This is a genomic window from Albirhodobacter sp. R86504 (assembly GCF_042466415.1).
In the GTDB taxonomy this organism is placed as follows: domain Bacteria; phylum Pseudomonadota; class Alphaproteobacteria; order Rhodobacterales; family Rhodobacteraceae; genus Albirhodobacter.
Map to the genome: position 1 here is coordinate 1,251,471 of NZ_JAXHCH010000002.1, position 26,273 is coordinate 1,277,743.

The window sequence follows — 26,273 nt, forward strand, 5'->3', positions numbered from 1 at the left end:
ACCTATCCCCTCAAGACCAATAGCCGATCAGGCGACCGAAAATGATCGCGATGATCCAAGTCGACATCGCGACCGCGGCAAGCAAACGGTGCAGGGGCGAGACGTCATCCGTGCGCCGCACGCAGATCGCAACAAGCCGCCACGTGAGCGCCAAGCCGATAAACACCAAAACGATCTTGATCCGGAACGCCCAGTTGAAAAACAGCTCCGACGCGTTCCCCGCGAAAAGTGCGCTGCCCGACAACAGGTTCAACACGAACCCGCCCACCGCCACCCGCCAGTAAGGCGCCATGGAGGTCACCGGAACCGCAGGCGCATAGCCCAGAACGCGGGCGGTCAGCATCAAGGCCACCCCCACCAATGTCGCCATCCCGACAGCGTGCAGCGACAAGATAATCGGGTAGCCCCACTGTGTGCTAGAGACGACCATCCCGATGAAGGAATCTTCGAGCCAAAATAAAATATCCATGCGATAGACCCTCGCTTATGGCGCATGATCATGGGGGCCGCCGGGGCGACCCCCACCCGATCAGTTTGCGCGTTCTTCGGTCAAATCATCGCAGGCATAGTCTTCAAAGGCGTCTGCCGTCAGAGTCACAGCATCCTCGCCAGAGATGGCCTTTTCGAGGTTCACCGGATCAGAGATCGTGTAAGCACGGTTCAGTACGGTGCCATCATCGTTGAGGGTGAAACGCTCGATCACAACCATCTCGGCGCTATTTTTGACGGGGCTTGGCGGGCCACCGCGAGCACCTTCGGGACGATCGGCACCCTCAGGACGATCGGCACCCTCAGGGCGCGCGGGGCGTTCGCCCTCGCTCATCGGGGCGTTGATCCAACCTTCGTCAAATCCGGTCGTCGTGACAACAAGCGTGTCACCATCCCATTCCCCCGTCGAGAAGCCAGCGCGGCTTGGCACGTAATCCGATGGCATCTCTGTGCCGTCGAGATAGATTGTCCGCTCGAGATCCATAAAGCCGTAGCTGATCTCGATCTTGTCATCGCTTTGGGAGATCTTGTTGACCATCTGGTCGAACCACCAATCAAGCACGATATTCGTGGGCTCGCATTGGTAGCGCGGATTTTCGTCCGCAGTTGCGCCCTCAACCGCCGCAGCACCCGCCGCCGTCAGGATAACTTCCGATTGGCCGCCGCCCCCGGGAGGCGCATTTTCCTCACGGACCATCGCCCAGTTGCCATCGATATTGGGCGTGCCATTGTCACGTTCGGTCTGGCGTTCCTCGGCCTCGATCATGCCAGAATTGTCAAACGTGCTATAGCGTGTCGCGACGACGCCGTTTTCAAAGGTGACTTCGCTCATATAACAGGTGGTCGGATCTGTGCGGTCCGGTGAGCCTTTGATGGAAATTTTCGAACCGATCTCGAACATCTCCGCTGTCCAGCCATTTCGTTTGAGCAAAGACCCTGATTGCAACTCGCAGCGCAGGTTGACCGACTCGCCGTCTTCGTTGACGGAATCAAAATAGACATAGGCATGCGGGTTCACGAGGCGCACACGGGTGATCTCCCCCGAGAGTTCAACGGTTCTGCTGGTGTCAAATTGCCCGCTGCTGCCATGATGGGCGAAGACTGGGAGCGGCGCTGCCATCAGAGCTGCGATGAGCCCGATACTGCGGAGATTTGTCATTTGCGGTGTCCTTCTTGATCGTCACAACCGGCTTCATGCGCAGCCTTTTGATCATTTTACGGGCGCGGATCGGGTTTCCGTCGAAATCGATCCGCGCAGAAAGACCTTTGCTGGCATGTGGGGTGCGAAGCACTGGGGCAACCATAATGAAAGCGGCCGCGCCCACACGGCGCGGCGCGCGTGACAAAGGCGCGCCGCGTCGCCTCAGGTCGCGCGGGCGGTTGCGCGCGCAGCTAGGCTCTGGCGGATGAGGTGATGGACCAATCCCGCCACCGCAAGCCCCAGCCCGAACAGGACCATTGCGTGCCAGCCGCCCAAACTCATCATGTGCACCCCCAGCGCAGATCCAAGCGCCGCCGCGAGATAATAGCTCAGCATATAAACCGCATTCATCCGGCTTTGCGCCTCGGGATCGATGCTGAATACGCGCACCTGATTGGGAATTTGCGCGCCGAACACCCCCAGATCCAACAACACGACCCCCACGATCAGCCCGATGAGGCTATCGCCCCAAATCGCCAGAACGAGGAAGGCCGACACCGTCACGCCAAGTGCCAGCGCAATGATCCGGCCCGCGCCGTGACGATCCACCAGACGCCCCGCGACCTTCGCACCCAAGATCCCCGACAGGCCGACCAGCCCGAACAGCCCCGCCTGCTGCACCGTATAATTAAATGGCGAGGAGGTGACATGTAGCGCCAGCGTGGCCCAAAGCGCATTAAACGCCGCGAACCATAACGCCCCCGTCAACGCGCTTTCACGCAACAACGCATGTTTCCGGATCAACCCCAACAGCGACAGGATCAGCGCGGGATAAGGCAGCGAAACCTTGGGCTTGTTGTCAGGCAAATTGGCGCGCAGCAATAATCCGATCGCCGCCGCCATGCCCGCCGCCATCAAGAACACGGCCCGCCAACCAAACGCCTGCGCAACCGTTCCGCTGATCGTGCGCGAGAGCAAAATGCCAACCGTCAGCCCCGTCATCAACACCCCCATCGTCGCCCCTTTCAGAGCCGGCGCCGAAAGGGACGCGCCAATCGGCAGGAGTTGCTGCGTGATATTCGCCCCCATCCCCACCACGATGAAAGCCGCGATCAACACGGTAAAATTCGGGGCCACAAACACCGCCAGCAAAGCGAGGGTGAGCAACACCGACAACATCCCGATGAGCTGACGCCGGTTCATCACATCGCCCAATGGCGAAATCAGCAAAATCGCCGCAGCATATCCCAGTTGCGTGGCGGATGGGATCAGACCCACTGCCCCCTCATCCAGCCCGAATTCGGCGCGAATTTCGGGCAGAAGCGGCTGGTTGTAATAAAGATTTGCCGCCGTCGCGGCGATGGCAACCGCCATGAGCAGCAAAAGCGGTTTTGGCAAGGCGGGTGGGACGGGGGTGTGGGGCATGGGCGACACGCTCATACGGCTTGGGCGGCATAGGCCGGATCGATGGTGATATCCGCCAGATGATCAAGATAATTCGTAAGCGTTTTCATCGCCATAGCGCTTAGAAGGTCAATCAGCTGCGTTTGGCTATAGCCTGCGTTAAAGAACGCATCGCGGGCGGGCGCGGCCAGATATCCCTTGCGGCGCACCAACTCGCGCACAGTCGTGATCAATGCCTCCAGCCGCGCATCCTCCAACGGCTCGGCGCTGCGGATCGTGTCAATGCGGTCCTTGGTTTGCTTCAACCCGCCGGTTAACGCGGTGGAATGCGCCGCGGTGCAATAGTCGCATCCGTTCTCAAGGCTGATCGTCAGGAAGATTATCTGTTGCTCCAACGGGGTGAAACCGGCTTTGGCGAAGTTGCCCCCGAGCGCGAGATAGCTTTGCAATGTGACAGGCGCATTGGCCATCGTGCCGATAATATTCGGAATTTTGCCGAATTTGGCATAAACAGCCTCCAGCAGTGGCGCCACCTCTTGCGAGGCGGTTTCCAGCGTTTGAACGGGCAAATCGAGTTTCTGGGTCATGGGGGCTCCTGTAAGCGGCGCGGGGTTAAGGGGCGGGGTTGAGGGGCGGGGATACCGCCGCGCGATTGAAAAATGAAATATTATAAATTGATTCCAGTGATAGCGAACTGCTATCAATCGGCATGGAAATTCGCGTCTTAAAAACCTTTGTCGCGGTTGCGCAGCTCAAAGGGTTCTCCGCCGCCGCGCGCGCGTTGAATACTGTCCAGCCCGCAATCAGCCGCCAGATTGCCGATTTGGAGAGCGAACTGGGCGTCGCTCTGTTCTGGCGATCAACGCGCGACGTGCGCATCACCGCCGCGGGCGAAACCTTGTTGCGAGAGGCGATCGACATTCTCGCCCTCGAGGCGCGCGCGCGCGATCTCGTGCGGCGCGTGGGCCACGGCCAATCCGGCCGCTTGCGGATCGGCTTTATCAGCTCTGCCGCGCAGGCGTTCTTGCCGCGTTTGATCCGCAGCTTTCGCGCGCAATTCCCCGATGTTGCGGTCTCGCTCTCGGAGATGACGGCGCAAGAACAGATCGAGGCCCTGAACGCGGGGCAGCTCGATGTCTCGCTCTCGCGGCCGATCACGCGCCCCTTGGCCAATCTCCCCGATATCGACAGTGTTGCACTCTATACCGATCGCCTCATGGCGTTCATGCCAAGCGGTCACGCGCTGGCGCAGGCGCAAAGTATCGCGCTGGACGCCCTCGCCGCCGAACCTTTCGTATTCTTCGAACGTGGCGGCGCGCCGGATTTATTCGATCACATTATCAGCACCTGCCGCAGTGCGGGGTTTTCCCCCACGATCGCCGCGCAACCCAACTCAATGCAGGCCGTCTTGACGGGCGTCGGATCGGGGTTGGGCGTGTCGCTCGCGCCGGGTTGTATTCGCGCCCTCAATATGACGGGCTGCGTATGTCGCCCCCTCGCGGTCGACGCGGGCCCAATTCCGTTCGAACTTCACACGCGTGCCGATCACCCCGAACCGCCAACGGTTGCGTTCAAAGCATTGGTGATGGCCGCGCGCGACGATATCCGCGCGCAGATGGCGCTTTAGCCCCCGCGCGAAACTACGGGTAGAAGATCCCGTCAACGATGCCTCTGACCAAATCGTCATCGACCGGATCGCCCGTCAACAGCGCATACCAAAACGCCCCGTGAACGAAACGCGACAGCATTTCAGGATCGCGGTTTGGGTCAAGTTCGCCGCGGTGCTGCGCATCACGCAGAAGATCCGTCACCATCACCTCGCGCGGCTTGACGAAACGCGCCTTGAACACGTCTCGGAATGCGAGATCCTCCTGCGCAGACGCGATCAAGGCCCGGATCGGGCCGCCATTCGCCGTCAAATGCGAAAAAACGCGCCTCAAAAAGATCGCAAGCTGTTCGCGGCAGGTTTTGTCAGGGTCGTGCACCGGCGCCGCCGCTTGCTCGCCTGCGGTCTCAAATAGCGCGTCGAGGACAAGATCCGCCTTTGTGTTCCAGCGGTTATACAGCGTCTGGCGCGCAACATTCGCCTCGGCAGCAATCGCGGCAATGCTCACATTGCCGTAGCCATGCTCATTGATCAGCTTCAGCGTCGCCGCCCTGATCGCGCTGGCCGCCTCCGCATCACGCGGCCGTCCGCTTGCCTGTTTGACCTCAGTCATAAGTGCCTCCTAACGGGCCTGTGCCCCCTCATCTCTCATTTTTAGACTCAAGTCCATTTACAATATAAAGACTGCGGTCTACTAAGTCACCTTGAAGTTCTTCCCTCCCCCTCTCTCGAAGGTTCCTCCCAATGACCTCCTCCCCTCCCAGCGCCCGAAAAGCGGCGCAGATTACTGCCGTTCTCGGCCTGCTGTCCATCTTTCCGCCGCTCGCAACAGATATGTATCTCGCCGCACTCGGCGATATCGCAGATGCGATGCACACCACCCATGCAGGGGCAGAACTGTCCCTGTCGATCTTCTTCCTTGGCCTATGCGTGGGTCAGCTCGTAATGGGCCCAATGATCGACGGTTTTGGCCGCAAGCGCCCCTTGCTGATCGCAACCGCCGTGTTCGTCGGCACATCTATCGCCCTCACAATGGTCGATAATATTTATATTTTCAACGGCTTGCGCTTCGTGCAAGCGCTTGGCGCATGTGGTGGTATGGTTGTCGGGCGGGCCGTGGTGAATGACCTGTACGAGGGCAAAAGCGCGGCGAAAGCGATGACGCTTTTGGTCACACTTTTGACCATCGGGCCGATTGTCTCCCCCACACTGGGCAGCCTCATGCTCGGCGGGTTTGGCTGGCAGTCGATTTTCATGGTGATGGGACTGATTGGCGCCCTCGCCCTCGTGTTGTCCATGCTTTTGGTGCCCGAAACGCTCCCCGCGGCACACCGCGTTGCAACCCCGTTCGCAACCGGCGCGACATCGGCCGCGGCACTGATAAGACACCGCGACTTTATGTTGCCTGCGATCATCACAGGCTGTGTGCAAGGCGGGCTGTTCGCGTTTATCACAGGATCCTCGGGTGTGTTTCAGGGCGTCTTCGGCCTCGGCTCGGTCGCTTACGGGCTGCTGTTTGCGGGCATCGCCACCGCCCTTCTCGTCTCGGGAAAAATCAACACATGGCTCCTGAATCAGTATTCCCCCGCCCGTATCTTGAAAGACGGCCTGCCGATTTATGTCGCAGTCACATCAATTCTTGTGGCGGTCTGCGCGATGCAAACGCTTTGGCTGATTGTTGTACCCTTGTGGCTCGCGATTGGCGCGGTCGGGGTGCTGAGCGCCAATTCGATGCATATCGCTATGGCGTCGCTGCGCGGCGTGAAAAATATCGGATCGGGCATCGGATCAGCGCTGCTCGGCGCGGTTCAATTCGGATTGGCATTTGGCGTCTCAAGCCTCGTTGCGATGGGCGGCACGGGATCGCCCTTGCCGATGGCATTGGGCCTTTTGGGGCCGGCTTTGATCGGTTTCGGCCTGTCTCTGCGCCTCGCGCAACCGGCACCAGCCGACGGCATGGGTGTTAACATCGGCGCGTAACGGATTGAGTTCAACCGCCCCGCGCAAGCAGATCATCCTTGCGCGGGGCGGTTGCGACGCCGAACCTAGAAGTTCACGCGGTCACCGCCCTTCAGATCCAGCATCTCGCGCGCTTCATCAGGGGTTGCCACCGCGCAGCCCAGATCCTCGACGATCCGCCGGATTTTTGCGACTTGCTGGGCGTTGCTATCGGCAAGTTCACCGCGACGAATGAACAAGCTATCCTCCAGCCCCACGCGGATATTCCCGCCCATCTGGCTCGCCGTTGTGGCCAGCCCCATTTGCGCGCCACCCGCCCCCAAAACCGACCAGCGGTAGTTCTCGCCAAACAGCCGATCGGCCGTGCGTTTCATAAAGACGAGGTTATCAACCTCCGGCCCGATCCCGCCCAAAATACCAAAGATGAACTGGATGAAAATCGGGGCTTTGAACAACCCGATATCCATGCAGAATTTCAGATTATAGAGATGGCCGACGTCGTAACACTCATGTTCGAACTTGATGTCATGGGGCGCCAGTGTTTCGGCCGCCTCGCGGATATCGCGGAAAGTGTTGCGGAAAATATTGCCTTCCGAGCCTTCCACATAATCCTTCTCCCAGTCGAACTTCCAGTCGGTGTAGCGCTTGGCCAACGGATGAAACGCGAAATTCATCGACCCCATATTCATGCTGCACATCTCGGGCGAGAAGGTCGTTGCGGGCTTGACGCGGTCCGCGATCGACAGGGTCAAACTGCCCCCCGTCGAGATATTCACCACCGCATCAGTCGCCTGTTTGATCCGCGGCAGGAAGGCCGCAAAATCGTTCACATCGACTGAAACGCCGCCGTCATGCGCGCGCCGGGCATGCAGGTGCAAGATCGACGCCCCCGCTTCCGCCGCCGCAAGCGCTTGGGAGGCGATATCATCGGGCGTGTAAGGCAACGCATCTGACATGGTGGGCGTATGGATCGCACCGGTGATTGCGCAGGTGATAATCGTTTTCGTTTGCTTGGCCATTTTCAGGCACCTTTCTTTTCATCGCGTTGCAAGACGCGGTATCCGAGTGGAAAGAGTTGCAGATCGAAGCGCGCGCGGATCAGGCCCCACACGCCCTTGGGCGCTTTGAGCATCACGATGATCGCGACAAACCCGAGAATAATGAGATAGGTCGTGCCCAGATCCGCCAGAGTTTCACGCAAAAGAAAGAAAATGAGCGTGCCGATGATCGGGCCTTCCACGGTGCCAATACCGCCGATGACCACGATGAAGATGACAAAGGCCGTCCAATCGTTCACGCTGAAGGCGGCATCGGGCGAAATCCGCAGTTTTTGCAGGAAAATCAATGCGCCGACCATGGATGTGAGGGCGGCGGTGACGACGTAGACCCCGAATTTCAACCGCCAGATATCGATCCCGAGCGAGCCCGCCGCGAGTTCATTGTCGCGGATCGCCATGAGCGCCAGACCACTGCGCGATCGCAAGAACAGATAGACGACGCCGATCACCAGAGCCGCCGCACCCAGCGCCAGCCAGTAAGACAGCGCCTCGCGCCCTGATTTTGACGCCGCGAGCGCGCGCACGATGGTGACCGGCAGCGATGTGCCCGATCCACCGCCCAAAGATGTGACCTGCGCGAAAGACAGGCGGAAAACTTCCGCGATCACCCAAGTCCCAATCGCGAAATAGGCGCCCCGTAGACGAAAGATCAAAAGCGCAACCGGCACCGCAATCAAAGCCCCCAAAACACCCGCCGCGCCAATCGCGGCAATCGGGGAAAGCCCCCCCGAAAGCGTCATCGCAAACAGCATGTAACCGCCAAAGCCCACGAAGGCTTGCTGCCCGACCGAGACCAGCCCCGCATAGCCCGCCATCAGATTCCACAAGCTGGCGAGCGCAAGATAGAGGAAAACTTCGCCCATCAACCGCAGCGTTGCGCTGCCCGCCCACCAAGGCGCGGACATCAGGCAGATCATCCCGAGTGCGGCGCAGATCCCCGCGATTTGCGCGGCTTTGGAGGAGCGTGTGACATACAAGGTGTTCATGCGGAAATCCTCGGGAACAGGCCGTTGGGACGGATGGCAAGGATGACGAGGAAGGCGATATGCCCTGCGAGCAATTGCCATCCGGGATCAATTTTCGCGCCGACGGTTTGGGCCACGCCAAGGATGATACCGCCCGCTAAAGTGCCCCACAAATTCCCAAGCCCGCCGATAATCACCGCCTCGAAGCCAAAGATCAGGCGACCGCCGCCAATCGAGGGATCAAAGCTGGTGCGAATGCCCAACAAAATTCCGGCAATAGCCGTCACCGCTAAGGCCAGCGCCATCGCAAGCCCGAAGATGTGGCGGCGGTTCAAGCCCATCAGCTGTGCGATATCTTGATTATCGGAGACGGCGCGGAAGGCGCGGCCAAGTGCTGTGCGGTAAAACACCCATTGCAGGCCCCAGATCACCCCGATCGCAATCGCGAATGTCAAAAGCGGCAGAACCCCCAGTGACAGCCCCGCGACCGAAACACTCATCGTCTCCAAAGCGCCCGCGCTGATTTTTTGTGGATCGGCGCTGAACACTTCCAGCAAGCCGTTTTGCAAAATCACCGAGAGCCCGAACGACACCAAAAGCGGCGGCAAAAGATCATCCCCCAGCGTGCGGTTCAACACGATGCGCTGCAACGCATACCCAAACCCCGCCATCACCGGCACGACGATGAGCAACGCCACAAACGGATCAAGCCCCAGCATCGTTACCACCGTAAGCCCCAAATAGGCCGCCAGCACGATCAGATCGCCATGCGCGATATTCACCAGTCGCATGACCCCGAAAATCAATGACAATCCCGCCGCAAACAAGGCGTAAAGCCCGCCCAGCAAGCTGCCTTGCACCACTGCATTCAGCCAGTCCATGTTATTCAATCCCGAAATAGGCGCGCGAAATATCGCTGCGCGAAACGGCCCCAGAGGCCCCTTCCAAGGAGACACGCCCCTCTTGCAAACAATACACCCGCGACGATACGGCGAGCGCTTTGGAGATATCTTGCTCCACGATCATCGCACTCATCCCCTCGCCGATGATCCCCGGCAGGGCCGCATAAATGTCCTTGATAATGATCGGCGCGAGCCCGAGGCTGATCTCGTCAAACAAGATCATGTCGGGGTTCGCCATCAACGCGCGGCCAATCGCGACCATCTGTTGCTGTCCGCCCGAAAGCGATGTGGCGGGCACGGCACGGCGCTCGCGCAGGATCGGAAACAGATTGAACACTGCCTCCAGATGCCACGGCCCCTTACGCCCGATCTGGCCACCGATCACGAGGTTTTCCTCCACCGAGAGCGACCGGAACAGCTGCCGCCCCTCCGGCACAAGCGCGATACCCAGCGCCGCGACCTGATCTGCGCGCAGCGCGCTGATATCTTGGTTTTTATAACGGATTTGGCCCGCGCCATTGGCCATCAACCCTGATATGGAGCGCATCAAGGTTGTCTTCCCGGCCCCGTTCGCGCCAATAATCGCTAGGACCTCACCCGCTTTCACATGCATTCCGACGCCGTAAAGCGCCTGAAAATCGCGATAATGCGCGTTCAGCCCGCTGATTTCCAACATCGCATCATGCATCTGCTTCAATCCCCAGATAGATTTCCTGCACTTGCGGGCTGGCCATGATCGCTGCGGGTTCGCCCTCGGCGATCTTCTTGCCAAAATCGATGACAATCAGCCGGTCAACCACCGCCAAAAGGGCATGGACGACATGCTCGATCCAGATGATCGATGTGCCTGCCGCGTGGATGTCCTTGATCGTCTGCACGAGCGACCGGCATTCCCCTTCCGTTAACCCGCCTGCGATCTCGTCGAGCAACAATAGCTTGGGTTTCGCACAGAGCGCCCGCGTCAGTTCGAGGCGTTTGCGATCGAGCAACGTCAGCCCCCCCGCCAGTGTATTGGCCTTGCCAATCATCTGCGTTTGCTCAAGCACATCGAGGCAAAGCCGCTCCGCCGCCTGCCCGCGCAGCCCCGCCGCTTGCGTCGCCGCAATCATCGCGTTTTCAAACACCGTCATCCCCGAGAACGGCTGGGGCACCTGAAAACTCCGCGCCATGCCCGCGCGGCATCGCCCCGCCGCAGGCATGCGCGTGACGTCCCGCCCGTCGAAAATCACCGCCCCCGAATTGGGAGAAAGCGTGCCTGTGATGAGATTGAACATCGAGGTTTTGCCGGCTCCGTTCGGCCCGATCACGCCCAGCGCCTCGCCCCGTTGCAAGGCGTAGCTCATATTTTCGGCCACCGTTACCGAGCCAAAGGATTTCGAGATATTGTCGAGTTTCAAAAACGCCGTCACACCAGCCCCCTTCCCACCGAAAATGCGGGCGGCGCGTCTGCACGCCGCCCGCGATACCCTCACAGGAGTTTCATCTCGCCCGTGGTCGCAATGTCGGGTGCGCTGCTATTGGCGACGATTTTCAGATCGAATGTGTCGCCCTCGCGTTGCCATTGCCCCGCAACCAACGGCGTTTTCGTGACATTGTTGATCGGGCCGTTGGACCAGTCGATCGGGCCAACGATGGTGTTGAGTTTGGTGGATGCGATGGCCGATACGATCGCGGCTGCGTCCTCCAGATCTTCGGCGCGTTTGATCACATCCGCAACGACTTCAAACAACGCATGTTTGAACCCGATGGGCTGTGTCCAGCTACGGCCCGTGGCCGTCGTGTAGCCATCGGCCAAGGCCTTCGAGGTGGCACCGGTGAGGGATGAGACGAACGGATGGTTGGGCGACCACCAAACCTCAGAGCTCAACCCGTCACCGCGCGCGCCCAGAGAGTTGATGGCGGAGGGGAACAAGAGCGCCTTGCCGATGGTGACGATCTTGGGCGCGAAGTTTTGCTGTGCGCATTGCGCCCAAAAGGTCGCGAAATCGGGCGTGATCATATTGCCGGTGATAATTTCGCAGCCCGCCGCTTTAAACGCCGCGATCTGGTTGGAAAAATCATCCGATAGGGGTTGATAGCGGCCCGGATCGGTCAGCGTATAGCCCGCGGCGGCAAGCGGTTTGGGCAAGCCGTTTTCCGCATCCCCCCATGCGTTGCCATCCGCGTCATTGGGGAACAGCCCACCGACCGATTTCCCAACGCCCGTCCCCCCCCACATATCGAGGAAGGTGCCGATGACATCCTCCAGCCCCCAGAAGAAATGGTAGGTGGATTGGAACCCCTCGCCCGGCACGCCGTTGCGCCCGAAGAAATAGGGCTGCCACGGGCAATCCGTGGTGATGCAGGGAATTTCGTTGATTTCCGCCTGATCCGACACAGGATTGACGGTATCAGGTGTCGAGGCGGCGACGATGATATCGACCTCGTCGCCCAAGATCAGATCCGCGGCGACCTCGGCTGCGCGGTTGGGGTTGGATTGGCTATCTTTCGAGATAACCTCAACCGCCCATTGTTTGCCGTTATTCTCGAGTCCCCCTGCAAAGGTTTTGGTGATCGCATCCAGCACGTAGTCATCGGCTTCTGCGAAGCTGGCCAAGGGGCCGGTACGCGGGCTGACATGGCCGATGCGCAAGGTGGGCGTTGCCCCATACGCCCGCGTGGAGCGCAAGATCGCAGGCGCTGCCAGAGTGGCAACACCGCCCATGATGAACCCGCGCCGTGATGGCGACTTGGTGAACTTAGTCATGATATCCTCCCTATCCGCGCGGCCTCCCCGCCGAGCGTTTGTTTTTGTGATACGCTACTGTGGCAAAATCCCGTCCAGTTTTCTCAGATACTGCGCCACGCGGGCCCGTGTGGCTTCCGCCTCGGGCTCGCTCCAGTTGCGGAACCCCGCGCCCGATTTCATGCCCAGTTTCCCCTCCGCCACCAGCCGTTCGAGATAGGGCGACGGGCCCTTACGGCTTTCCAGATCGAACAGGACGTTTTCATGGATATCGAGGGTCAAATCCGTGCCCACGAGATCTGCATTCTCCAACGGCCCCAGAACGGCAAGCCTGCGCCCGAAGCTGGATTTGATCACCGTATCAACCGCCTGCGCGTCGCAGATGCCGTTTTCAACGAGGCTGATCGCCTCACGCCAGAGCGCATGTTGAAGGCGGTTTCCGATAAATCCCGGCACATCTTTGGCGACCAGAACGGGCGTCTTTCCCGCCCCCTCCAAGATCGCCATCATCTGCGTCGCAACATCGCCCTGCGTCCATCCCGTTTTCACGACTTCAACGAGCGGAATGAGGTGCGGAGGGTTCCACCAATGAGTGCCCAGCGCACGCGCCTTGTTCTTCAGATTGGCCATGATCGCGGTGATCGGCATGACGGATGTGTTCGAGGCCAAGATCGCCGTGTCTGGCGCGAAATCCTCGATCTGCGCGAAGATCTGGCGTTTGAGGTCAAGTTTCTCGGGCGCCGCTTCAAACACAATCCCAACCTGCGAGACAGCCTCGGCGGTGGTGTCCACCACCTGAACGCGTTTGAGAATACCCGCCGCATCCGACTTGCTGACGCCCATCGCGGTCAGGCTCGCAGCGATCCGGTCTTTGACCGTTTGCCGCGCCTGATCGATCGGGTCGGTGATGGCCACGGGATGCCCTGCCCTCGCCAACGTCAGCGCAATACCGTGCCCCATCAACCCCGCGCCGATCACGGCGATTGTGCGATTTTGCATATGCATCACCCCGCCGTGTAGCCGCCATCGGCATACAGAATATGACCGGTGTAGAAATCCGAAGCCTTGGACGCGAGAAACAAAAGCGGCCCCGCGAGATCTTCCGGCTCGCCCAATCTCCCCTTCGGCACCCGCGCGAGAAACCCTGCGCGCACGGCTTTGGCCCTATCATCCTCCCCGAACATCCACGCGGTCAGCGGCGACCGGAACACCGTGGGTGCGATGGCGTTGACCGTGATCCCCGTCGCGCCCAACTCGCATCCCAGCGCCTTCACAATACCGTCCGTCGCGGCCTTAGAGGCGCAATAGGCGGTATATCCGGCCGGATGGCCCAAGAGCCCCCGCGCCGAGGACACCAGCACAATTTTGCCGCCCTGATGCGTGCCCGCCGCGACCTGTGCCTTCATCTGACCCGCCGCCGCCCGCGCCAAAAGCCAGCTCTGCGTGACATTGGCATCCATCACATCGGTGAACGTCTCGGGCGCCATATCGTTGATCAGCGCAACCTTGTTCATCCCCGACGCGACAACCAGAATATCCAGCCCGCCATAGGCTTTGACCGCCGCCGCAACCATCGACGCGCAGGCCGCCTCATCAGACGGCCGCGCGTTGAGCGCCGTGACAGCCGCGCCCATCGCCCGACAGTCCTCTGCGATCTCCTCCAGCGCGCTTTGATTGCCCGCCGCCAGCACGAGATTGCATCCGGCCCCCGCCAGAATGCGTGCGGCAACCATCCCGAACGCCCCCGAGGCCCCCGTGATCAACGCGGTCTGGCCCGCGACTTCAAACATGGTGAGAGGGTTTGACAGGCTCATGGTTTCGGCTCCGGCGGATAAGGGATGACGACGAGCATTTTGCTGGTCTCGTTGCTGCGGTTTTCCAGCGTGCGGATTTCATGGGCAGGGATCGTACAGCTGTCGAACCGCCCCAAAACAGTGGCGGCGCCGTCGATGATGACCGTCATCTCGCCCTCCAAAACAACGTAGACTTTTTCGAACGGCGTTGAATCCGGCCCTGCGCCGCCCTTGGGCAGGAATTGGCTGAATCCGATCCATTGATTGGTCGGACCGCCCTCCTCGAACCCCTGCAAGCGCAGGCCGTAGCAGCCAAAATGGTTTGGCGCCTCATAGGGCTGGGCCTCGTCGAAGCGTTTTATATGCATAATCTCCTCCCCAGGAATATGCGGTCACGGCGCGCCACACAGCAGCGCGCCACAGGTTTAGGTGCAGCTTAGAACTCGGCGCCGTCGTCGATGCGGAAGGTCTGGTTTTTGTCGATCATGGCGACCAGACGGATGATGCAGCCATCGCCGCGATCCCAATTCCACGGGAAGAATGCGAAGGTGCAGCGTTTGCCCGTCACCGCATCCAGATCGCCGCCGACATTCTCGATCCCCAAGATCCCGTTTTTGAACAGGATCTGATGCACCGGCTCCCAATCCGGGAAATCGTCTTTCCAATCATTGCCGCCCGACCATTCCTTATATTCCTGCTCAAGATGCGGCAGTAACGGACCGTTGCGCTGGGGGCCGATGGCTGTCGCGAGGGGATGGTCATTGGCTTGGGTATCATGGCCGACAACCTTAACGCCCTTCTCCACCATCCATTCCCCTGCCGAGGCCACGAAGCCCGGGCAATAGGCAAAGTAATCGCCGTCCTCGTAATCGTGATGCCAGCCGGTGTTGATGATCAGCACGTCATTCTTGCGGATGACATGCCCGCATGCTTTCTCCAGATCTTCGCCGGTGATCGGCTCCCATTTCTTTTTGGGCAGCGACACGACGATCCCTGTTCCAAAGAAATGCGGCAGCGGCACTTCGTCGATGAACGGTGTGCCTTGGACAACATGCGCGGGCGCGTCGATATGGGTGGTTGCATGCATCGTGGTGGTGATGCGCTGCGACAGCACGCCCGATTTCGCCATGTAATGGATGCGCTCGATTTTGGTGTCTTGGAAATAGGGCCAGTTGGGGTTTTGGAACCCGAACCGATGGCTCAGGTTGTAAAACTCCAATCCCATGTCGTTATCAAGATTTCCTTGGAACTCGATTCCACGAACTTTGACCATTTGATAGACCTCCTCCGTTCATCGGCAAGCCGATGTTAATGCGTGCAAAACTGTCAGGGCTTCCTCCACCTGTCCCACATAGGGATGCACATGCATCGCATAACGGTCAAGAAGATTTTTGAAAAAATCGATATACCTGTATCACAATGCGGTTTACTGCGGGTGAGATATCGTTAGATACGACACATTGAATATGTGAGGCAGGGCGAGATGGTGATCGATAAAGAGGACAAAGCTGAGCGCGGCGGGATCCAAGTGATTGCGCGCGCAGCCTCGATCCTGCGTGTTCTTCGCGATACGCAAACGGGCATGAGCCTCGGGCAGATCGCTGAACGCGTCGGGCTCGCGCGCTCCACGGTGCAGCGCATCGTCGCGGCGCTTCAGGCCGAACGCCTCGTGATCAGCGACTCGACCGGCGGCGGGCTGCGGTTGGGGCCGGAGTTGCACGCTCTGGCGGAGGCCGCGCGGTATAACATCGTCGAGCATTGCAGATTGCTCCTGACCGAGTTGACCCAAAAGACCGGCGAGACGGCGGATCTATCGGTGCTACGCGGCGCGGGGATGATTTTTCTCGATCAAGTGCCGGGCACACATCGCTTGCGCACGGTGTCCTCGGTCGGTGAGGTGTTTCCCCTCACCTCCACCGCAAACGGCCGCGCCTGTCTCGCGCAATTGCCCCCCGAGGAGGCGCGCAAACTTGCGGTCAACGAATGGGATCGCAACGGCATTCAGGGAGATTTGCCCCAGCTTATGGCTGATTTGCAAACCATCCGCGAGACCCGCCTTGCCTATGATCTCGACACACACACTGCGGGCATCTCGGCAATCGGTTTGGCGTTTCGCGATTGGTCGGGCGATTTGCATGCGATCTCAGTGCCCGTGCCGACAACGCGCTATGCCCTGACCAAAACCGCTGTTGAGACGGCCTTGCTGAAAACGGCGGGCAATATTGAAAAGATGTTTAGCAACGCCGCCCCGTAAGCGGCGCGAATGTTGTTGAACGGATGCTCAAGAATCGCTAGCGTTGCCCCGAACGAGGGGTGAGACGGTCTGTCGTATGTTGTTGAGACGTATCAGTTGCCTGACCTGCGGCGTCAAAACGTGGGTCGTGTTAGCGTCCTGCGGACCAAAGCGGGCCGCGCACCGAACGTTAAGCCGCCCCGTTTTTTGATAACTTTTCAATGAGATAAAGGCATATCACATGTTGAAATTCTACTATCACCCGACCCCCAATCCCCTCAAAATCGCGCTGTTCCTTGCGGAAACCGACCTGCCCTTCGAATTGGTGCCCGTGGATACCGCCAAAGGGGAACAGCACCTGCCCGCGTTCCGCGCGATCAATCCGAATGGCAAGGTTCCTGCGATTGATGACGACGGCACGACCGTTTTTGATAGCACGGCGATCTTGCTTTACCTGTCGGATAAGACCGGACTGCTCGGCGGCGCGCCGGAAGATCGTGGTGCGATGCTCTCATGGCTGATGTTCATCGCTTCGGGTCTGGGTCCCTTCTCGGGGCAAAGCGTCCACTTCCATCATAGCGCGCCGGAAGATCTGCCCTATGCGAAGAACCGCTACATGCGCGAGACCGAACGGCATTACCAAGTCCTGAACGATCATCTGAAAGGTCGCGATTTTATCGTCGGGGGAAGCTATTCCATCGCCGATATTTCGGCTTGGGGTTGGGCGATCCGCGCGCCGCGCGTGTTGGGCGGCGACGGTCTGGCGCGCTTCCCCGAGGTTGAGCGTTGGTTCAACGCGATTAATGCGCGTCCTGCGGTCGAGGTCGCGCAGAACATCGGCAAGGATCACGGGTTCAAGACCCCGGGCGATGAGGACTCGCTGCGCGCTCTGTTCCCCAGCAATTATTGATTTGATTCCCGCCCGCGCGAGGTTGCGCGGGCGGGCCTTCCACTTAAAGAACGCGCCCGCGTTAGAGTTCCGCCGTGGCCAAGCCCGTCTCGTTGGAAAGCTGCGCGGGAACGGTGCGCGAGGGTAAAACGCGAATGCTCACCCCGTGGCGCACGCGTTTGTCGAGATCGATCACATCGTGATCCAGCAAACGGATACAGCCCGAAGACACCGCCTGCCCGAGATATTCCGGCTCGCAGGCGCCGTGAATTCGGTAGAGCGTATCAACACCGTTCTGGAACAGATAAAGCGCCCGCGCGCCCAACGGGTTATCCGGCCCCGGCCCCATTCCACCATTCGCAACCGAGAACGGCTCGAGTTCGGGACGCCGTGCAATCATGGTTTCGGGCACTTTCCAGCGCGGCCATTCGCGGCGGAATTGCATCCGCGCCGTTCCGTTCCATTGGAAAGCCGCCGCGCCCGTGCCTGCGCCGTATCGCATCGCACGACCGGACTCGCCTATCAGATGCAAATACCCTGCATCAGGATCGATCACGATATTCCCCTCCGCCTCGTCCGGATAAGGGTTATCGACCTCTTGCCGCCACAAACGTTCCGGCACGACGCCCTCTGGAACGGCGGGAATCGGATAGGGTTCATCGGTGATGGCGCCGTAATGGGCCGGCAACGGCGGGATTACGGGGGCTGGCGGTTCGGGCGCAGCCAGCGGTTGTTTTTGCGCGCAAGCCGAAAGCAGCGCGATGGAGCCTACACAAGCGAAGGCGCGGCGGGTCATCATTGGAGTGATCCTTTGGTAGCTGACATCAAAAGGTGCACCGCATAGCTGCGGCCTCGAGATCAGCTTTGTCTGGGCGGGTCGAGCGCCCCTAAAGGCGCATAGCCCCGCAATGGCACCTCATCTTGCGCGATCAGGGGGAGGTGCGAGACTCCGCGCGCGGGCAAGCTAAGCCCACCCGCCAGCGCAATGTCGGGCCCGCAGGTCGATCCAAACAGGCTCGCAATGCGGCAATGCTTGGGACGCGGCTCAATCGTGGCGACAGGCGCGCGCGCGATCACGCTGCTGATGCCGATGATTACCTGCATCTCCGATATAAGTGCGGGCCGCTGATCCGGCGTTTTCGCGGTGACCGCCCCAATCAAGGGGCGCGCCATCGCCCTCGTTTGCGCCGCGTGGGCGGGGCTATAGGCGCCCCACGGAAGGATCAGCACAATAAGGAGGAGCCTGAGAAGGCTGCGGAAAACAGTCATACCCCCTTGTGCAAGCTAGACTGGGCAGGGTCAATCATCGCCGCGCCGCCCGCGCCTCACATCTATGCGAGCGCGAGGCGGCGCGCGCGGCGTCATAGCTCTCGCGCCCCTCGCTGCGGTCAGTTCAAACTCAAATTGCCGATGGCCGCGCGAATAACGGATTTCGTGTCATCGCTATCCCCCGACACGGCCAACCCGACCAATGCCCCGCGCTCGGTGCCGAATGCTTTGCGGTAATCCGCATCGAGATCAACGGCCTCGCGATAAGCCCCCGTCCCCGCTTGTCGCAACGCGATCGTCACGCCCTGCCCCGCAGGCCCATAGGGCGAGGCTATCACCTGCCCCGCAGCATGATTGCCGCCCCACGCGTATTGGATAATCCGCACATCGCTATTGCCAAGCAGGCTGCGAATATTCGCGCCTTGCAATTTCGGCGCCTCGGCCTCGGGCACAAACACGAAATAAAGCGAGATGTTTCGGTCATCCCCGCCCTTTTGCGCGAGATTGGTTGCCGGAACAGATTGATCCACCGTCCAATCCCAAGTGGCCCCCGATGCGCCCCAATCCCCTTGCCCGACACGTGTCCAGGCCAGGGAAACCGCGCCCTCCGATGTTAATCCGAGAGTTTTACCGAAACTGTAATCATTTGAACTGAACAACGACAATCTCTGCTCTTGCCAGCCCGTGGAAAACGCAACGGGTGCGGCCGAAGCCACGGAAATCTGGGCGAGTAACACTGCTGCAACGGTAAGAGAACGCATGGTTTTTCCTTTCAAGCCGTATCTTAGGATAAACCGCTTTCACACAATTCATAGGCCCGCCAAGTGAACTTGACGCATTTGTCAGAAGGCGTGATCCACCCCCAGCCGCCTTTCGAACACTGCGCAATTTGGGCGAGGCATCGCGAGGCTTGGGAAAATTTACGAATTGTTCGTTCCCTTGTGCGAAGGATCAATCAACGACATCCCGAGGGCGAATGCTATGAAGTCATATTACAACAGTGTTTCCGGTAAGCTTATCCTTGCGGCTGGGGTCGCAATCACTTTGATTATGATGACTTACACGGGCTTCAGCGCATGGCGCACCCAAACCCGCGTTTATGAGCAAACCATGGCCGTTGCGGAGCAACAGTCGAGCTGGGCGGCCAGTCAAGTTGGCCTGCAAATGACCGAAGCGATCGCCGCCAGCGCCGCGCTCAGCGGTGTGCTCGAAGGATATATGGAGACGGAAACACCGACAAAATCTGGCGTTATCCAGATGCTCGAGCATGTGACGTTAAAGTATAAGAATATCTATTCCGCGTGGATGTCAGGCTTAGAAAACAATGTGCTCAACGGCCTTCTCGCAGGCCAAGAGGGCAACAATGCTGCGGGTGTTTTCACGCCCTATTGGACCCGAAACGAGACAGACGACGTGGACTTCACATCGTTTGATATCGCGTTGGATCAGGAATGGTATGCGGTGCCACTCAAGACGGGGCAGAGCCTCGCGACCGAGCCTTACATGACCAGCGAAGGCATTATGATGACGTCGATCTCCATCCCGGTGCGGCACAAAGGCGAGATCGTCGCGCTAGCAGGGGTGGACATCACCTTGGCGAATATGGTCGCGCTGATGGCGGAGATCGAAACATTCGAAGGCGGGCAGATGATGCTTGTCGACAACGCAGGCAAATGGGCCGCCAATCCCGATGCTGCGCAATTGGCCAAGCCCTACAGCGACCTTGGCGAGGACCAGGTGCGCCTCGCACTCGCGGATGGTGAGCCGCGCGTCATCACCGGATTTGGCGACGAGCGAACCCGCATCGTCTACCCTTTCACCGTCGACGGAATGAGCCGGACATGGGCAACAATTCTCGATGTGCCCGACGAAGTCTTCGACGCGCCAGTCTATGCCGAATTTGTGACTTCCGTCATCGCCGGCTTGACGATCCTTCTGCTGGTAATCGGGGCGCTTTATCTCGCCACGATGCGCGTGGTGAAACGGCCTCTTCTCCAGATGCTGGGCGCGATCAACGCACTCGCTGCACGTAATTATAATATTTCGCTGCCCGATACCCAACGCCGCGACGAGATGGGTGCGATGGCGAAATCAGTATCGACTCTGCGTGAAAACCTGATCGAGAAAGACGAGATGGAGGCCGAGCAGGTCTTGCTGCGCGAAGCAGCGGAAGCCGCCCGAGAAAGCCAAAACGCCGAGGAAGCGCGCGCCCGTCAGGAACGCGAAGCACGCCGCGCCGCCGATCACGCGCGCGAACTCAAAGAGCAGGAAGACCGCGAAGCGCTCCGCCGCGAGCAGGAAGCCGAAAACGACCGCCGCGCGGCAGAGCTTTCAGACGTCATTGAAAGCCTCGCCAAAGGCCTACGCGGTGTCGCCAAGGGTGACCTCGACGTTGCAATCGCGACAGGCTTCCCCCCGCCTATGAACCGCTCCGTGTCGATTTCAACAACACGGTCCACCACCTCGTCGAGCTTGTCTCGTCGATCAGCATCGCGACCAAGGAAATCGCGAGCGGAACCCAAGAAATCAGCCGCTCCACCACTGATCTGTCGCGGCAGGCCGAACAAAATGCCGCCACATTGGAGGAAACGGCCGCGGCGCTGAACGAGCTAACCGTCTCGGTGAAATCCGCGGCCACAATCTCGCGCAGCACTGACGAGATCGTCCGTGAAACATCGCGCAAAGCCAATTCAACGACGAGCGTCGTGCGCGAAACCGTCACCGCGATGGAGGAGATCAAATCCTCCTCCGAGCGGATTGCGAAGATCATTGACGTGATCGACACCATCGCATTCCAGACGAATTTGCTAGCCTTGAATGCGGGTGTCGAGGCCGCTCGGGCGGGGGAAGCTGGGCGAGGCTTCGCTGTCGTTGCGTCCGAAGTGCGGGATCTGTCGCAACGATCCTCCGCCGCTGCGCGCGAGATCGACGAATTGATTTCCCATTCAAGCTCGCAAGTCCTCAATGGCGTCGCACTTGTCGGACGCACTGGCGAAGCCTTGGACGGGATCTTGCAATCAATCGGCGTCATTGCACGGCATGTCGGAGATATCGCCGCCTCTGCCGACGAACAGGCGATGGGTATTTCCGAAATCAACACGGCGGTCTCGCAACTCGACCGCGTACAGCAGCAAAATGCAGCATCCTTCGAGGAGACGACCGCTTCGTGCATGACCCTCGATCAACAGGCGGAAGGATTGTCCGATCTAGTTGCGCAATTCCAAATCAAGGAAAGCGCATGGGAGGAGGAAGATGATCAGGACGCGGCCTAATTTCGCGTGGGGTGGGCCCGCACTCTCAAACGGAACAACGGGATGTGCAGGACAAAGCCCTCCGCGAGTTCCCCACTTTGGCAAAATGTCAGCGCGGGTCTAACGGCGCATCTACCGTCAAAATATTCCAATGTGGCCTTCGCGGTGAGGCCTTGGCCGACCATTCCGTCACCGATGTGACGCCGACGCGCGGGCGAGAGGCATCAAAAGGTCCTCCCTCTCCTGCGGGCCTCAGCGCACCGGGCGCGCGACGAACAAAACCTGTCCGCGCGGCAGAATTTGGTCCATGCGGGTCACGTCCCAGCCCTGCGCAAGGTGATGCACATCGCTTTCCAGCATGTGATACGGCGCGCGGATGTCGTGGGTGACGACGCCATCGGGTTGACGATAAGGGCGCGCGCCCAACTCGGCGTTCGGGGCAAGAAACACCGTAAAGAGGAACTGCTCCAAAGCCTCAAACTTCCCAAGATTAACGAACGCGCGCCGCAGGTACGCCATTGGCAAATGCGGGAACACGGCGAAGGCAATCGCATGGGTGATTGCCAACGAGATACGCGGAAACTCGAAACGAGCATCTTGGATCAACTGCCTCGGGTTGAGACGCGATGCATCTTCCAGCTCGAGGCGATATCCCGCCATCATCAACGCACGAGACGCATCGGTTGCCCAATAATGCCCCTGCGCCAGATAGGGCACCACCCTATGCCCCAGCCGCAAAGACCCCGCCCCGATATCAAGAAGGTGATGATCCGGCGCCAAACCCGCCGCCAACAAAGCGGCCATCTGCGCGCGCCCCGTCTCATCCCAACGCCCCCCCACGATATCGCGGTGCCGACCGGCAGCGATCGCGTCGGTATAAAAATCGGGAGCTTCGTATGGAGATTGATGCATGTCTGACCTCAACGCGGGTAGCGCCAGATGGGCCGCGCGTTGCGAAGTGTCAAGCCTCGCAGTCCCCTGCGCCCCAGACTGCGCTCGCGAATCTGTCGTTCGCGGGCCTGCCGGGCGCGTGACTGGGCGCGTGACTGGGCGCCCTTCTTAGAGGCGTCGCCGCCCCCTCACCGCCATCGGGTTCGTCAACAAACCCTTACGCGATTGCCACCCGCGCGTGATCTGCCCGTCATATGTTGGGCGTAACGGTGACCGGACTTGGAAATGGAGATATCCGATGCTTTTAAACCGCCCCCTCCTCGCGACCTGCGCGATTTTTGCCGCCACCGGCGCATATGCGGAGGACACGCTGCCCGCCACGTTGAAGGGTCACGCTTATCTGCCCGCCCTCTCGCTTGTTGCGCCGCCGAAAGACGCCCCGCAAGATCTCTGGATCTCGGGGAAATTCACCGGCGCGGCCCGCAACGTCCAACCCTTGAGCGTGATGGGAAACACGGGCAACTCTTACGGCGCCCATGACACAGGCATAGCAATGCCGTTTATCGGGCAGCCCCTGCAAGGGATGTCGGGTTTCGCGATGAACCGCGATGCGGATGGCAATTGGCTCGTTCTGACGGACAATGGCTTTGGATCGAAGGTCAACAGCCCCGATGCGATGTTGTTTTTTCACCGTATGAAGATTGATTTCGAAACGGGTACTGTCGCGGTGAACGAGACGGTTTTTTTGCACGATCCTGACCAAAAAATTCCCTTCCGCATCGCGAATGAGGCGACCGATACGCGCTACCTGACCGGTGCCGATTTCGACCCCGAAAGCATCCAGCTGGTCGATGGCGAGATCTGGATCGGCGAGGAATTCGGCCCCTATTTGATCCATGTCGCGATGGATGGCCGCGTGCTCGGGGTGATTGAAACCAAGCTTGACGGCGAAGTTCTCACGGGTCCGGATACGGCATCTGTGCGTGTTCCGGCCGAAGCGGGCAAGGATTTCCGCGTTCAGCGTTCGGGCGGATATGAGGGTATGGCGTTACAACCCGAGAGCGCGCTGCTTTGGGCGATGCTCGAAAAGCCGCTTTTGGTCGAAGGCGGCGAGACCGAGGGGGACTATTTGCGTGTCATGACGTTTGATACGCAGGCAAAGGCGTGGACGGGCGAGAGCTACAAGTTCACGCTGTCGCAAGGCGCGACGGCGATTGGCGATTTCAACTTCATTGATGCCACACGGGCGCTTGTTATTGAGCGCGACAATGGTGAAGGCGATCTGGCCAATGCTTGCGCTGAGGGCGCGCAAGATACATCCGCTTGCTATCCGATCCCCGCGAAGGTCAAGAACATCGTCTTGATCGACACGCAAAACCCTGCCGAGGATGGCACATTGCGCCGCATCGCCCATATCGACTTGCTCGATATTCAAGATCCGGACGGCGTCGCTCGTGAAGGAATGACGCCAGCGGAGGGGAATTTCACCTTCCCGTTCTTCACAATCGAAGATGTCGCGCGGGTCGACGAGACGCATATTATGGTTGCCAATGATAACAACCTGCCCTTCTCCGGCGGGCGCGTTCCGGGGGTCGCTGCGAATAACGAATTCATCTTGCTCTCGGTGCCAGAGCTTTTGAACGCCCAATAACCTTCGGCAAACCCGACAAGGCGTCAGGCCGCGCGCAGATGCGCGGCCTGACGTAAGTCATCGGCGGTGACGGGAACTCTATTTAGAGCGGCCAGAAAAAGAGCAGTGCAGGCACCGACACCGCGATGACGAGCAACTCCAGCGGAAGCCCCATCCGCCAGTAATCCGCGAAACGATATCCGCCCGGCCCCAAGATAATCGTGTTGTTTTTATGCCCGATCGGGGTCAAAAACGCGCAAGAAGCCGCAACCGCGACCGCCATCAAAAACGTGTCCGGGTTGGCATCCAGCGCCGTCGCAATCGACAGCGAAATCGGCGCGGCGATCAGCGTGGTGGCCACATTATTCAAAAAATCCGACATCGTCATCGTCACGGCCATCAAGACGACCAATGTCACCCAAGGTGCGCTGCCTTGGGTCACCGCCAGAATTTGCTGAGCGATCAAATCCGCCCCCCCCGTGCGTTCGAACGCTTCCGCAAGCGGGATCAGACAGGCGAGCAAAACGATGACCTTCCACTCGATCGAGGTGTAAACTTCGCGCCCGCTCACAAGGCCCAATGCGACAAAGGCTATCACCGCGATCCCCAAAGACACCGCAAGCGGCATCAATCCGGCCACCGCAAGCGCAACTGCGGCCAGAAAAATCCCGATCGACATTCCTGCTTTTCAACGTTGGATGACCTCCGTCCTGCGCCCCTCGATGGGCAAAACGCCCAGCCATTCGACCACGTTCGCAACACGCTCAGGCGTACCGAGCAACAACAAAACATCGCCCGCGCGAATGGGTAAAAGCCGCACGCGATCGCGAAATCTGTGCCCCTCGCGCGCAACCCCGAGCAGTGTGACAGAATGCCTGTGCAGCAAGCCCAAACTGCGCGCTGTGCGTCCCGAAATCCGCGCCGTATCGGGGACGATCGCCTCTTGCAGGGTCAGGCCCTTTGCCATCACGCCGCCTTCATGCTTTTCCGATCCCGCAAATTCCAGCGCCGTCTTGCCCATGAACGCCTCGATGGCCTTCGGCTCGCCCTCAACGACAAGGAAATCGCCCGCCCGCAAGATCTCTTTACTCGCGAAACCGGGGCGACGCTTGCCGTCGCGGATCAGGCCGAGGATATGGACATCGACCTCATCGGCCACCGAATAAAGCTGCGCGACACGGATATCCTCTGGCTCTTTCGTGTTTTTCGCGTCCGCCGACTCCTCCGCCTTAGCGGAGTCTTTCGAAGCGTCCTTGGAGGAACCGGGGCGCTTTAGCTCGCCCACTTTAAGCTCAGCGACATAGCGCCCTTGCCGAATTTCCTGCCCCTCTTGCGCGCTTCCCGCACGATCGGGCAGCAAACGCCACCCAATCAGCGATACGAACGCAATGCCCGCCACCGCGACCGTCAAACCGACCGGCGTGAAATCGAACATGCCGAAGGGTGCGCCCAAAACATCCTGCCGGTACTCGGAAATTACGATGTTGGGCGGCGTGCCGATCAGGGTCACCATCCCGCCGAGGATCGTCGCAAAGGACAAAGGCATCAAGCTTTGCCCTGCGACGCGTTTGGCCTTGTTGGCGGCCTCAATATCCAACGGCATCAACAACGCCAGCGCCGCGACATTGTTAATGATTGCGGAGAGCACCGCCCCGACCCCACCGATCATCGCGATATGCAGCGGCAAGGGGCGATCAGGTTTCACGATGCGCGCCGCAACCAATTCAACCGCCCCCGACGAGGACAAGCCGCGCGAGACAATCAGCACCAACGCAATAATCGCGACAGCAGAATGGCCAAATCCCGAGAACACGTCTTCGGACGGCACCAACCCCAATGCGGCGGCAAGGATGAGCGCCCCGAACGCGACCAGATCGTACCGGATTTTGCCCCACACAAGCAGGACAAAGATCATTGTAAACAGTACAAACATCTGCGTTTGCTCGTCGAAATACGCCATGCGCCCCCCAATCCTTCCGGACATCGCGCCCGAACACCTCAAATGTAGCGCGCAAAAGACCTAAGCGGTAGGAAATTAATCAAAACAATCACTTGCCGCGCGACGCTA

General features: G+C 59.6%; 28 protein-coding genes. 7 read left to right on the forward strand and 21 right to left on the reverse strand.

Annotated features, from left to right (window positions below; all coding sequences use genetic code 11):
• Nucleotides 1-10: 10 nt before the first annotated feature.
• From SJY32_RS08025 to SJY32_RS08040, 4 genes are all read right to left on the reverse strand, one after another.
• A complete protein-coding gene (locus tag SJY32_RS08025) occupies nt 11-469 on the reverse strand; it encodes a hypothetical protein (RefSeq protein WP_376873656.1) in 459 nt (152 codons plus the stop codon).
• 60 nt (nt 470-529) lie between these two features.
• A complete protein-coding gene (locus SJY32_RS08030) occupies nt 530-1,648 on the reverse strand; it encodes a DUF6152 family protein (protein WP_376873658.1) in 1,119 nt (372 codons plus the stop codon).
• A gap of 204 nt (nt 1,649-1,852) precedes the next feature.
• Nucleotides 1,853-3,055 (reverse strand): MFS transporter, encoded by a 1,203-nt coding sequence (locus tag SJY32_RS08035; protein WP_376873660.1) that lies wholly within the window; start codon nt 3,053-3,055, stop codon nt 1,853-1,855.
• Between the two features lie 11 nt (nt 3,056-3,066).
• Nucleotides 3,067-3,621 (reverse strand): carboxymuconolactone decarboxylase family protein, encoded by a 555-nt coding sequence (locus tag SJY32_RS08040; protein ID WP_376873662.1) that lies wholly within the window; start codon nt 3,619-3,621, stop codon nt 3,067-3,069.
• Nucleotides 3,622-3,743: 122 nt separating this feature from the next.
• Between SJY32_RS08040 and SJY32_RS08045 the strand changes: the two genes are divergently transcribed.
• Nucleotides 3,744-4,661 carry a LysR family transcriptional regulator gene (locus SJY32_RS08045; protein WP_376873664.1) on the forward strand — a complete coding sequence of 306 codons (918 nt, stop codon included), beginning with the start codon at nt 3,744-3,746 and terminating at the stop codon, nt 4,659-4,661.
• Between the two features lie 13 nt (nt 4,662-4,674).
• Here the strand turns inward: SJY32_RS08045 and SJY32_RS08050 are convergent, their stop codons facing one another.
• The gene (locus tag SJY32_RS08050) at nt 4,675-5,253 is read right to left on the reverse strand and encodes a TetR-like C-terminal domain-containing protein (protein ID WP_376873666.1); all 579 of its coding nucleotides are present in this window, start codon (nt 5,251-5,253) and stop codon (nt 4,675-4,677) included.
• 131 nt (nt 5,254-5,384) lie between these two features.
• On the opposite strand from SJY32_RS08050, the gene SJY32_RS08055 reads away from it, so the two are divergent.
• Nucleotides 5,385-6,620 (forward strand): multidrug effflux MFS transporter, encoded by a 1,236-nt coding sequence (locus tag SJY32_RS08055; protein ID WP_376873668.1) that lies wholly within the window; start codon nt 5,385-5,387, stop codon nt 6,618-6,620.
• Between the two features lie 65 nt (nt 6,621-6,685).
• Here SJY32_RS08055 and SJY32_RS08060 read toward each other — a convergent pair whose 3' ends face one another.
• From SJY32_RS08060 to SJY32_RS08105, 10 genes are all read right to left on the reverse strand, one after another.
• Entirely contained in the window at nt 6,686-7,618 is a 933-nt protein-coding gene (locus tag SJY32_RS08060) for a 3-keto-5-aminohexanoate cleavage protein (RefSeq protein ID WP_376873670.1), read from the reverse strand.
• A 2-nt stretch (nt 7,619-7,620) separates the two neighbouring features.
• Nucleotides 7,621-8,643: a branched-chain amino acid ABC transporter permease gene (locus SJY32_RS08065; RefSeq protein WP_376873672.1), complete on the reverse strand. Its 1,023-nt coding sequence runs from the start codon at nt 8,641-8,643 to the stop codon at nt 7,621-7,623.
• The gene (locus SJY32_RS08070; protein ID WP_376873674.1) at nt 8,640-9,503 is read right to left on the reverse strand and encodes a branched-chain amino acid ABC transporter permease; all 864 of its coding nucleotides are present in this window, start codon (nt 9,501-9,503) and stop codon (nt 8,640-8,642) included. The genes SJY32_RS08065 and SJY32_RS08070 overlap by 4 nt, the downstream gene beginning before the upstream one ends.
• Before the next feature lies 1 nt (nt 9,504).
• Nucleotides 9,505-10,212: an ABC transporter ATP-binding protein gene (locus SJY32_RS08075; protein WP_376873676.1), complete on the reverse strand. Its 708-nt coding sequence runs from the start codon at nt 10,210-10,212 to the stop codon at nt 9,505-9,507.
• A complete protein-coding gene (locus SJY32_RS08080) occupies nt 10,205-10,933 on the reverse strand; it encodes an ABC transporter ATP-binding protein (RefSeq protein ID WP_376873678.1) in 729 nt (242 codons plus the stop codon). The genes SJY32_RS08075 and SJY32_RS08080 overlap by 8 nt, the downstream gene beginning before the upstream one ends.
• 59 nt (nt 10,934-10,992) lie before the next feature.
• On the reverse strand, nt 10,993-12,270 hold the full coding sequence (locus tag SJY32_RS08085; protein ID WP_376873680.1) for an ABC transporter substrate-binding protein: 1,278 nt from the start codon (nt 12,268-12,270) through the stop codon (nt 10,993-10,995).
• 54 nt (nt 12,271-12,324) lie between these two features.
• Nucleotides 12,325-13,254: a 3-hydroxyacyl-CoA dehydrogenase family protein gene (locus SJY32_RS08090; protein WP_376873682.1), complete on the reverse strand. Its 930-nt coding sequence runs from the start codon at nt 13,252-13,254 to the stop codon at nt 12,325-12,327.
• Nucleotides 13,254-14,063, reverse strand: a complete 810-nt coding sequence (locus tag SJY32_RS08095; RefSeq protein ID WP_376873684.1) for an SDR family NAD(P)-dependent oxidoreductase — start codon at nt 14,061-14,063, stop codon at nt 13,254-13,256. The genes SJY32_RS08090 and SJY32_RS08095 overlap by 1 nt, the downstream gene beginning before the upstream one ends.
• Nucleotides 14,060-14,410 carry a cupin domain-containing protein gene (locus tag SJY32_RS08100; protein WP_376873686.1) on the reverse strand — a complete coding sequence of 117 codons (351 nt, stop codon included), beginning with the start codon at nt 14,408-14,410 and terminating at the stop codon, nt 14,060-14,062. The genes SJY32_RS08095 and SJY32_RS08100 overlap by 4 nt, the downstream gene beginning before the upstream one ends.
• A 68-nt stretch (nt 14,411-14,478) precedes the next feature.
• Nucleotides 14,479-15,315, reverse strand: a complete 837-nt coding sequence (locus SJY32_RS08105; RefSeq protein ID WP_376873688.1) for a cyclase family protein — start codon at nt 15,313-15,315, stop codon at nt 14,479-14,481.
• A gap of 210 nt (nt 15,316-15,525) precedes the next feature.
• On the opposite strand from SJY32_RS08105, the gene SJY32_RS08110 reads away from it, so the two are divergent.
• Together SJY32_RS08110 and SJY32_RS08115 are read left to right on the forward strand one after the other, a co-directional pair.
• Nucleotides 15,526-16,296 carry an IclR family transcriptional regulator gene (locus tag SJY32_RS08110; protein WP_376873690.1) on the forward strand — a complete coding sequence of 257 codons (771 nt, stop codon included), beginning with the start codon at nt 15,526-15,528 and terminating at the stop codon, nt 16,294-16,296.
• Between the two features lie 220 nt (nt 16,297-16,516).
• A complete protein-coding gene (locus tag SJY32_RS08115) occupies nt 16,517-17,185 on the forward strand; it encodes a glutathione S-transferase family protein (protein WP_376873692.1) in 669 nt (222 codons plus the stop codon).
• A 61-nt stretch (nt 17,186-17,246) separates the two neighbouring features.
• On the opposite strand, the gene SJY32_RS08120 is transcribed toward SJY32_RS08115, so the two are convergent.
• The 3 genes from SJY32_RS08120 to SJY32_RS08130 form a co-directional block, all read right to left on the reverse strand.
• Nucleotides 17,247-17,963: a L,D-transpeptidase gene (locus SJY32_RS08120; protein ID WP_376873694.1), complete on the reverse strand. Its 717-nt coding sequence runs from the start codon at nt 17,961-17,963 to the stop codon at nt 17,247-17,249.
• A gap of 59 nt (nt 17,964-18,022) precedes the next feature.
• Complete coding sequence (locus SJY32_RS08125; protein WP_376873696.1) at nt 18,023-18,337, reverse strand: hypothetical protein; 315 nt, start codon at nt 18,335-18,337, stop codon at nt 18,023-18,025.
• 215 nt (nt 18,338-18,552) lie between these two features.
• On the reverse strand, nt 18,553-19,194 hold the full coding sequence (locus SJY32_RS08130) for a DUF3047 domain-containing protein (protein WP_376873698.1): 642 nt from the start codon (nt 19,192-19,194) through the stop codon (nt 18,553-18,555).
• 220 nt (nt 19,195-19,414) lie between these two features.
• Here SJY32_RS08130 and SJY32_RS08135 point away from each other — a divergent pair, with 220 nt between their 5' ends.
• Together SJY32_RS08135 and SJY32_RS08140 are read left to right on the forward strand one after the other, a co-directional pair.
• Nucleotides 19,415-21,037: a HAMP domain-containing protein gene (locus SJY32_RS08135; protein WP_376873700.1), complete on the forward strand. Its 1,623-nt coding sequence runs from the start codon at nt 19,415-19,417 to the stop codon at nt 21,035-21,037.
• Entirely contained in the window at nt 21,013-21,705 is a 693-nt protein-coding gene (locus SJY32_RS08140; RefSeq protein WP_376873702.1) for a methyl-accepting chemotaxis protein, read from the forward strand. The genes SJY32_RS08135 and SJY32_RS08140 overlap by 25 nt, the downstream gene beginning before the upstream one ends.
• Nucleotides 21,706-21,936: 231 nt before the next feature.
• Here the strand turns inward: SJY32_RS08140 and SJY32_RS08145 are convergent, their stop codons facing one another.
• Nucleotides 21,937-22,596: a class I SAM-dependent methyltransferase gene (locus tag SJY32_RS08145; RefSeq protein WP_376873704.1), complete on the reverse strand. Its 660-nt coding sequence runs from the start codon at nt 22,594-22,596 to the stop codon at nt 21,937-21,939.
• A 277-nt stretch (nt 22,597-22,873) separates the two neighbouring features.
• Between SJY32_RS08145 and SJY32_RS08150 the strand changes: the two genes are divergently transcribed.
• Nucleotides 22,874-24,226, forward strand: coding sequence for an esterase-like activity of phytase family protein (locus SJY32_RS08150; RefSeq protein WP_376873706.1), 1,353 nt, complete (start codon nt 22,874-22,876; stop codon nt 24,224-24,226).
• A gap of 82 nt (nt 24,227-24,308) precedes the next feature.
• Here the strand turns inward: SJY32_RS08150 and SJY32_RS08155 are convergent, their stop codons facing one another.
• Nucleotides 24,309-24,884: an SLC13 family permease gene (locus SJY32_RS08155; protein ID WP_376873708.1), complete on the reverse strand. Its 576-nt coding sequence runs from the start codon at nt 24,882-24,884 to the stop codon at nt 24,309-24,311.
• 9 nt (nt 24,885-24,893) lie between these two features.
• Nucleotides 24,894-26,165, reverse strand: a complete 1,272-nt coding sequence (locus SJY32_RS08160; RefSeq protein ID WP_376873710.1) for an SLC13 family permease — start codon at nt 26,163-26,165, stop codon at nt 24,894-24,896.
• Between the last annotated feature and the right edge of the window lie 108 nt (nt 26,166-26,273).

Coding starts and splice junctions, on each gene's coding strand:
- SJY32_RS08090 (WP_376873682.1), bottom strand. CDS start 13,254: ATGCATATGCAAAATCGCACAATCGCCGTGATCGGCGCGGGGTTGATG.
- SJY32_RS08085 (WP_376873680.1), bottom strand. CDS start 12,270: ATGACTAAGTTCACCAAGTCGCCATCACGGCGCGGGTTCATCATGGGC.
- SJY32_RS08105 (WP_376873688.1), bottom strand. CDS start 15,315: ATGGTCAAAGTTCGTGGAATCGAGTTCCAAGGAAATCTTGATAACGAC.
- SJY32_RS08060 (WP_376873670.1), bottom strand. CDS start 7,618: ATGGCCAAGCAAACGAAAACGATTATCACCTGCGCAATCACCGGTGCG.
- SJY32_RS08040 (WP_376873662.1), bottom strand. CDS start 3,621: ATGACCCAGAAACTCGATTTGCCCGTTCAAACGCTGGAAACCGCCTCG.
- SJY32_RS08075 (WP_376873676.1), bottom strand. CDS start 10,212: ATGCATGATGCGATGTTGGAAATCAGCGGGCTGAACGCGCATTATCGC.
- SJY32_RS08115 (WP_376873692.1), top strand. CDS start 16,517: ATGTTGAAATTCTACTATCACCCGACCCCCAATCCCCTCAAAATCGCG.
- SJY32_RS08150 (WP_376873706.1), top strand. CDS start 22,874: ATGCTTTTAAACCGCCCCCTCCTCGCGACCTGCGCGATTTTTGCCGCC.
- SJY32_RS08145 (WP_376873704.1), bottom strand. CDS start 22,596: ATGCATCAATCTCCATACGAAGCTCCCGATTTTTATACCGACGCGATC.
- SJY32_RS08030 (WP_376873658.1), bottom strand. CDS start 1,648: ATGACAAATCTCCGCAGTATCGGGCTCATCGCAGCTCTGATGGCAGCG.
- SJY32_RS08035 (WP_376873660.1), bottom strand. CDS start 3,055: ATGCCCCACACCCCCGTCCCACCCGCCTTGCCAAAACCGCTTTTGCTG.
- SJY32_RS08095 (WP_376873684.1), bottom strand. CDS start 14,063: ATGAGCCTGTCAAACCCTCTCACCATGTTTGAAGTCGCGGGCCAGACC.
- SJY32_RS08135 (WP_376873700.1), top strand. CDS start 19,415: ATGAAGTCATATTACAACAGTGTTTCCGGTAAGCTTATCCTTGCGGCT.
- SJY32_RS08045 (WP_376873664.1), top strand. CDS start 3,744: ATGGAAATTCGCGTCTTAAAAACCTTTGTCGCGGTTGCGCAGCTCAAA.
- SJY32_RS08155 (WP_376873708.1), bottom strand. CDS start 24,884: ATGTCGATCGGGATTTTTCTGGCCGCAGTTGCGCTTGCGGTGGCCGGA.
- SJY32_RS08055 (WP_376873668.1), top strand. CDS start 5,385: ATGACCTCCTCCCCTCCCAGCGCCCGAAAAGCGGCGCAGATTACTGCC.
- SJY32_RS08050 (WP_376873666.1), bottom strand. CDS start 5,253: ATGACTGAGGTCAAACAGGCAAGCGGACGGCCGCGTGATGCGGAGGCG.
- SJY32_RS08120 (WP_376873694.1), bottom strand. CDS start 17,963: ATGATGACCCGCCGCGCCTTCGCTTGTGTAGGCTCCATCGCGCTGCTT.
- SJY32_RS08110 (WP_376873690.1), top strand. CDS start 15,526: ATGGTGATCGATAAAGAGGACAAAGCTGAGCGCGGCGGGATCCAAGTG.
- SJY32_RS08065 (WP_376873672.1), bottom strand. CDS start 8,643: ATGAACACCTTGTATGTCACACGCTCCTCCAAAGCCGCGCAAATCGCG.
- SJY32_RS08130 (WP_376873698.1), bottom strand. CDS start 19,194: ATGCGTTCTCTTACCGTTGCAGCAGTGTTACTCGCCCAGATTTCCGTG.
- SJY32_RS08070 (WP_376873674.1), bottom strand. CDS start 9,503: ATGGACTGGCTGAATGCAGTGGTGCAAGGCAGCTTGCTGGGCGGGCTT.
- SJY32_RS08100 (WP_376873686.1), bottom strand. CDS start 14,410: ATGCATATAAAACGCTTCGACGAGGCCCAGCCCTATGAGGCGCCAAAC.
- SJY32_RS08025 (WP_376873656.1), bottom strand. CDS start 469: ATGGATATTTTATTTTGGCTCGAAGATTCCTTCATCGGGATGGTCGTC.
- SJY32_RS08160 (WP_376873710.1), bottom strand. CDS start 26,165: ATGGCGTATTTCGACGAGCAAACGCAGATGTTTGTACTGTTTACAATG.
- SJY32_RS08125 (WP_376873696.1), bottom strand. CDS start 18,337: ATGGCGCGCCCCTTGATTGGGGCGGTCACCGCGAAAACGCCGGATCAG.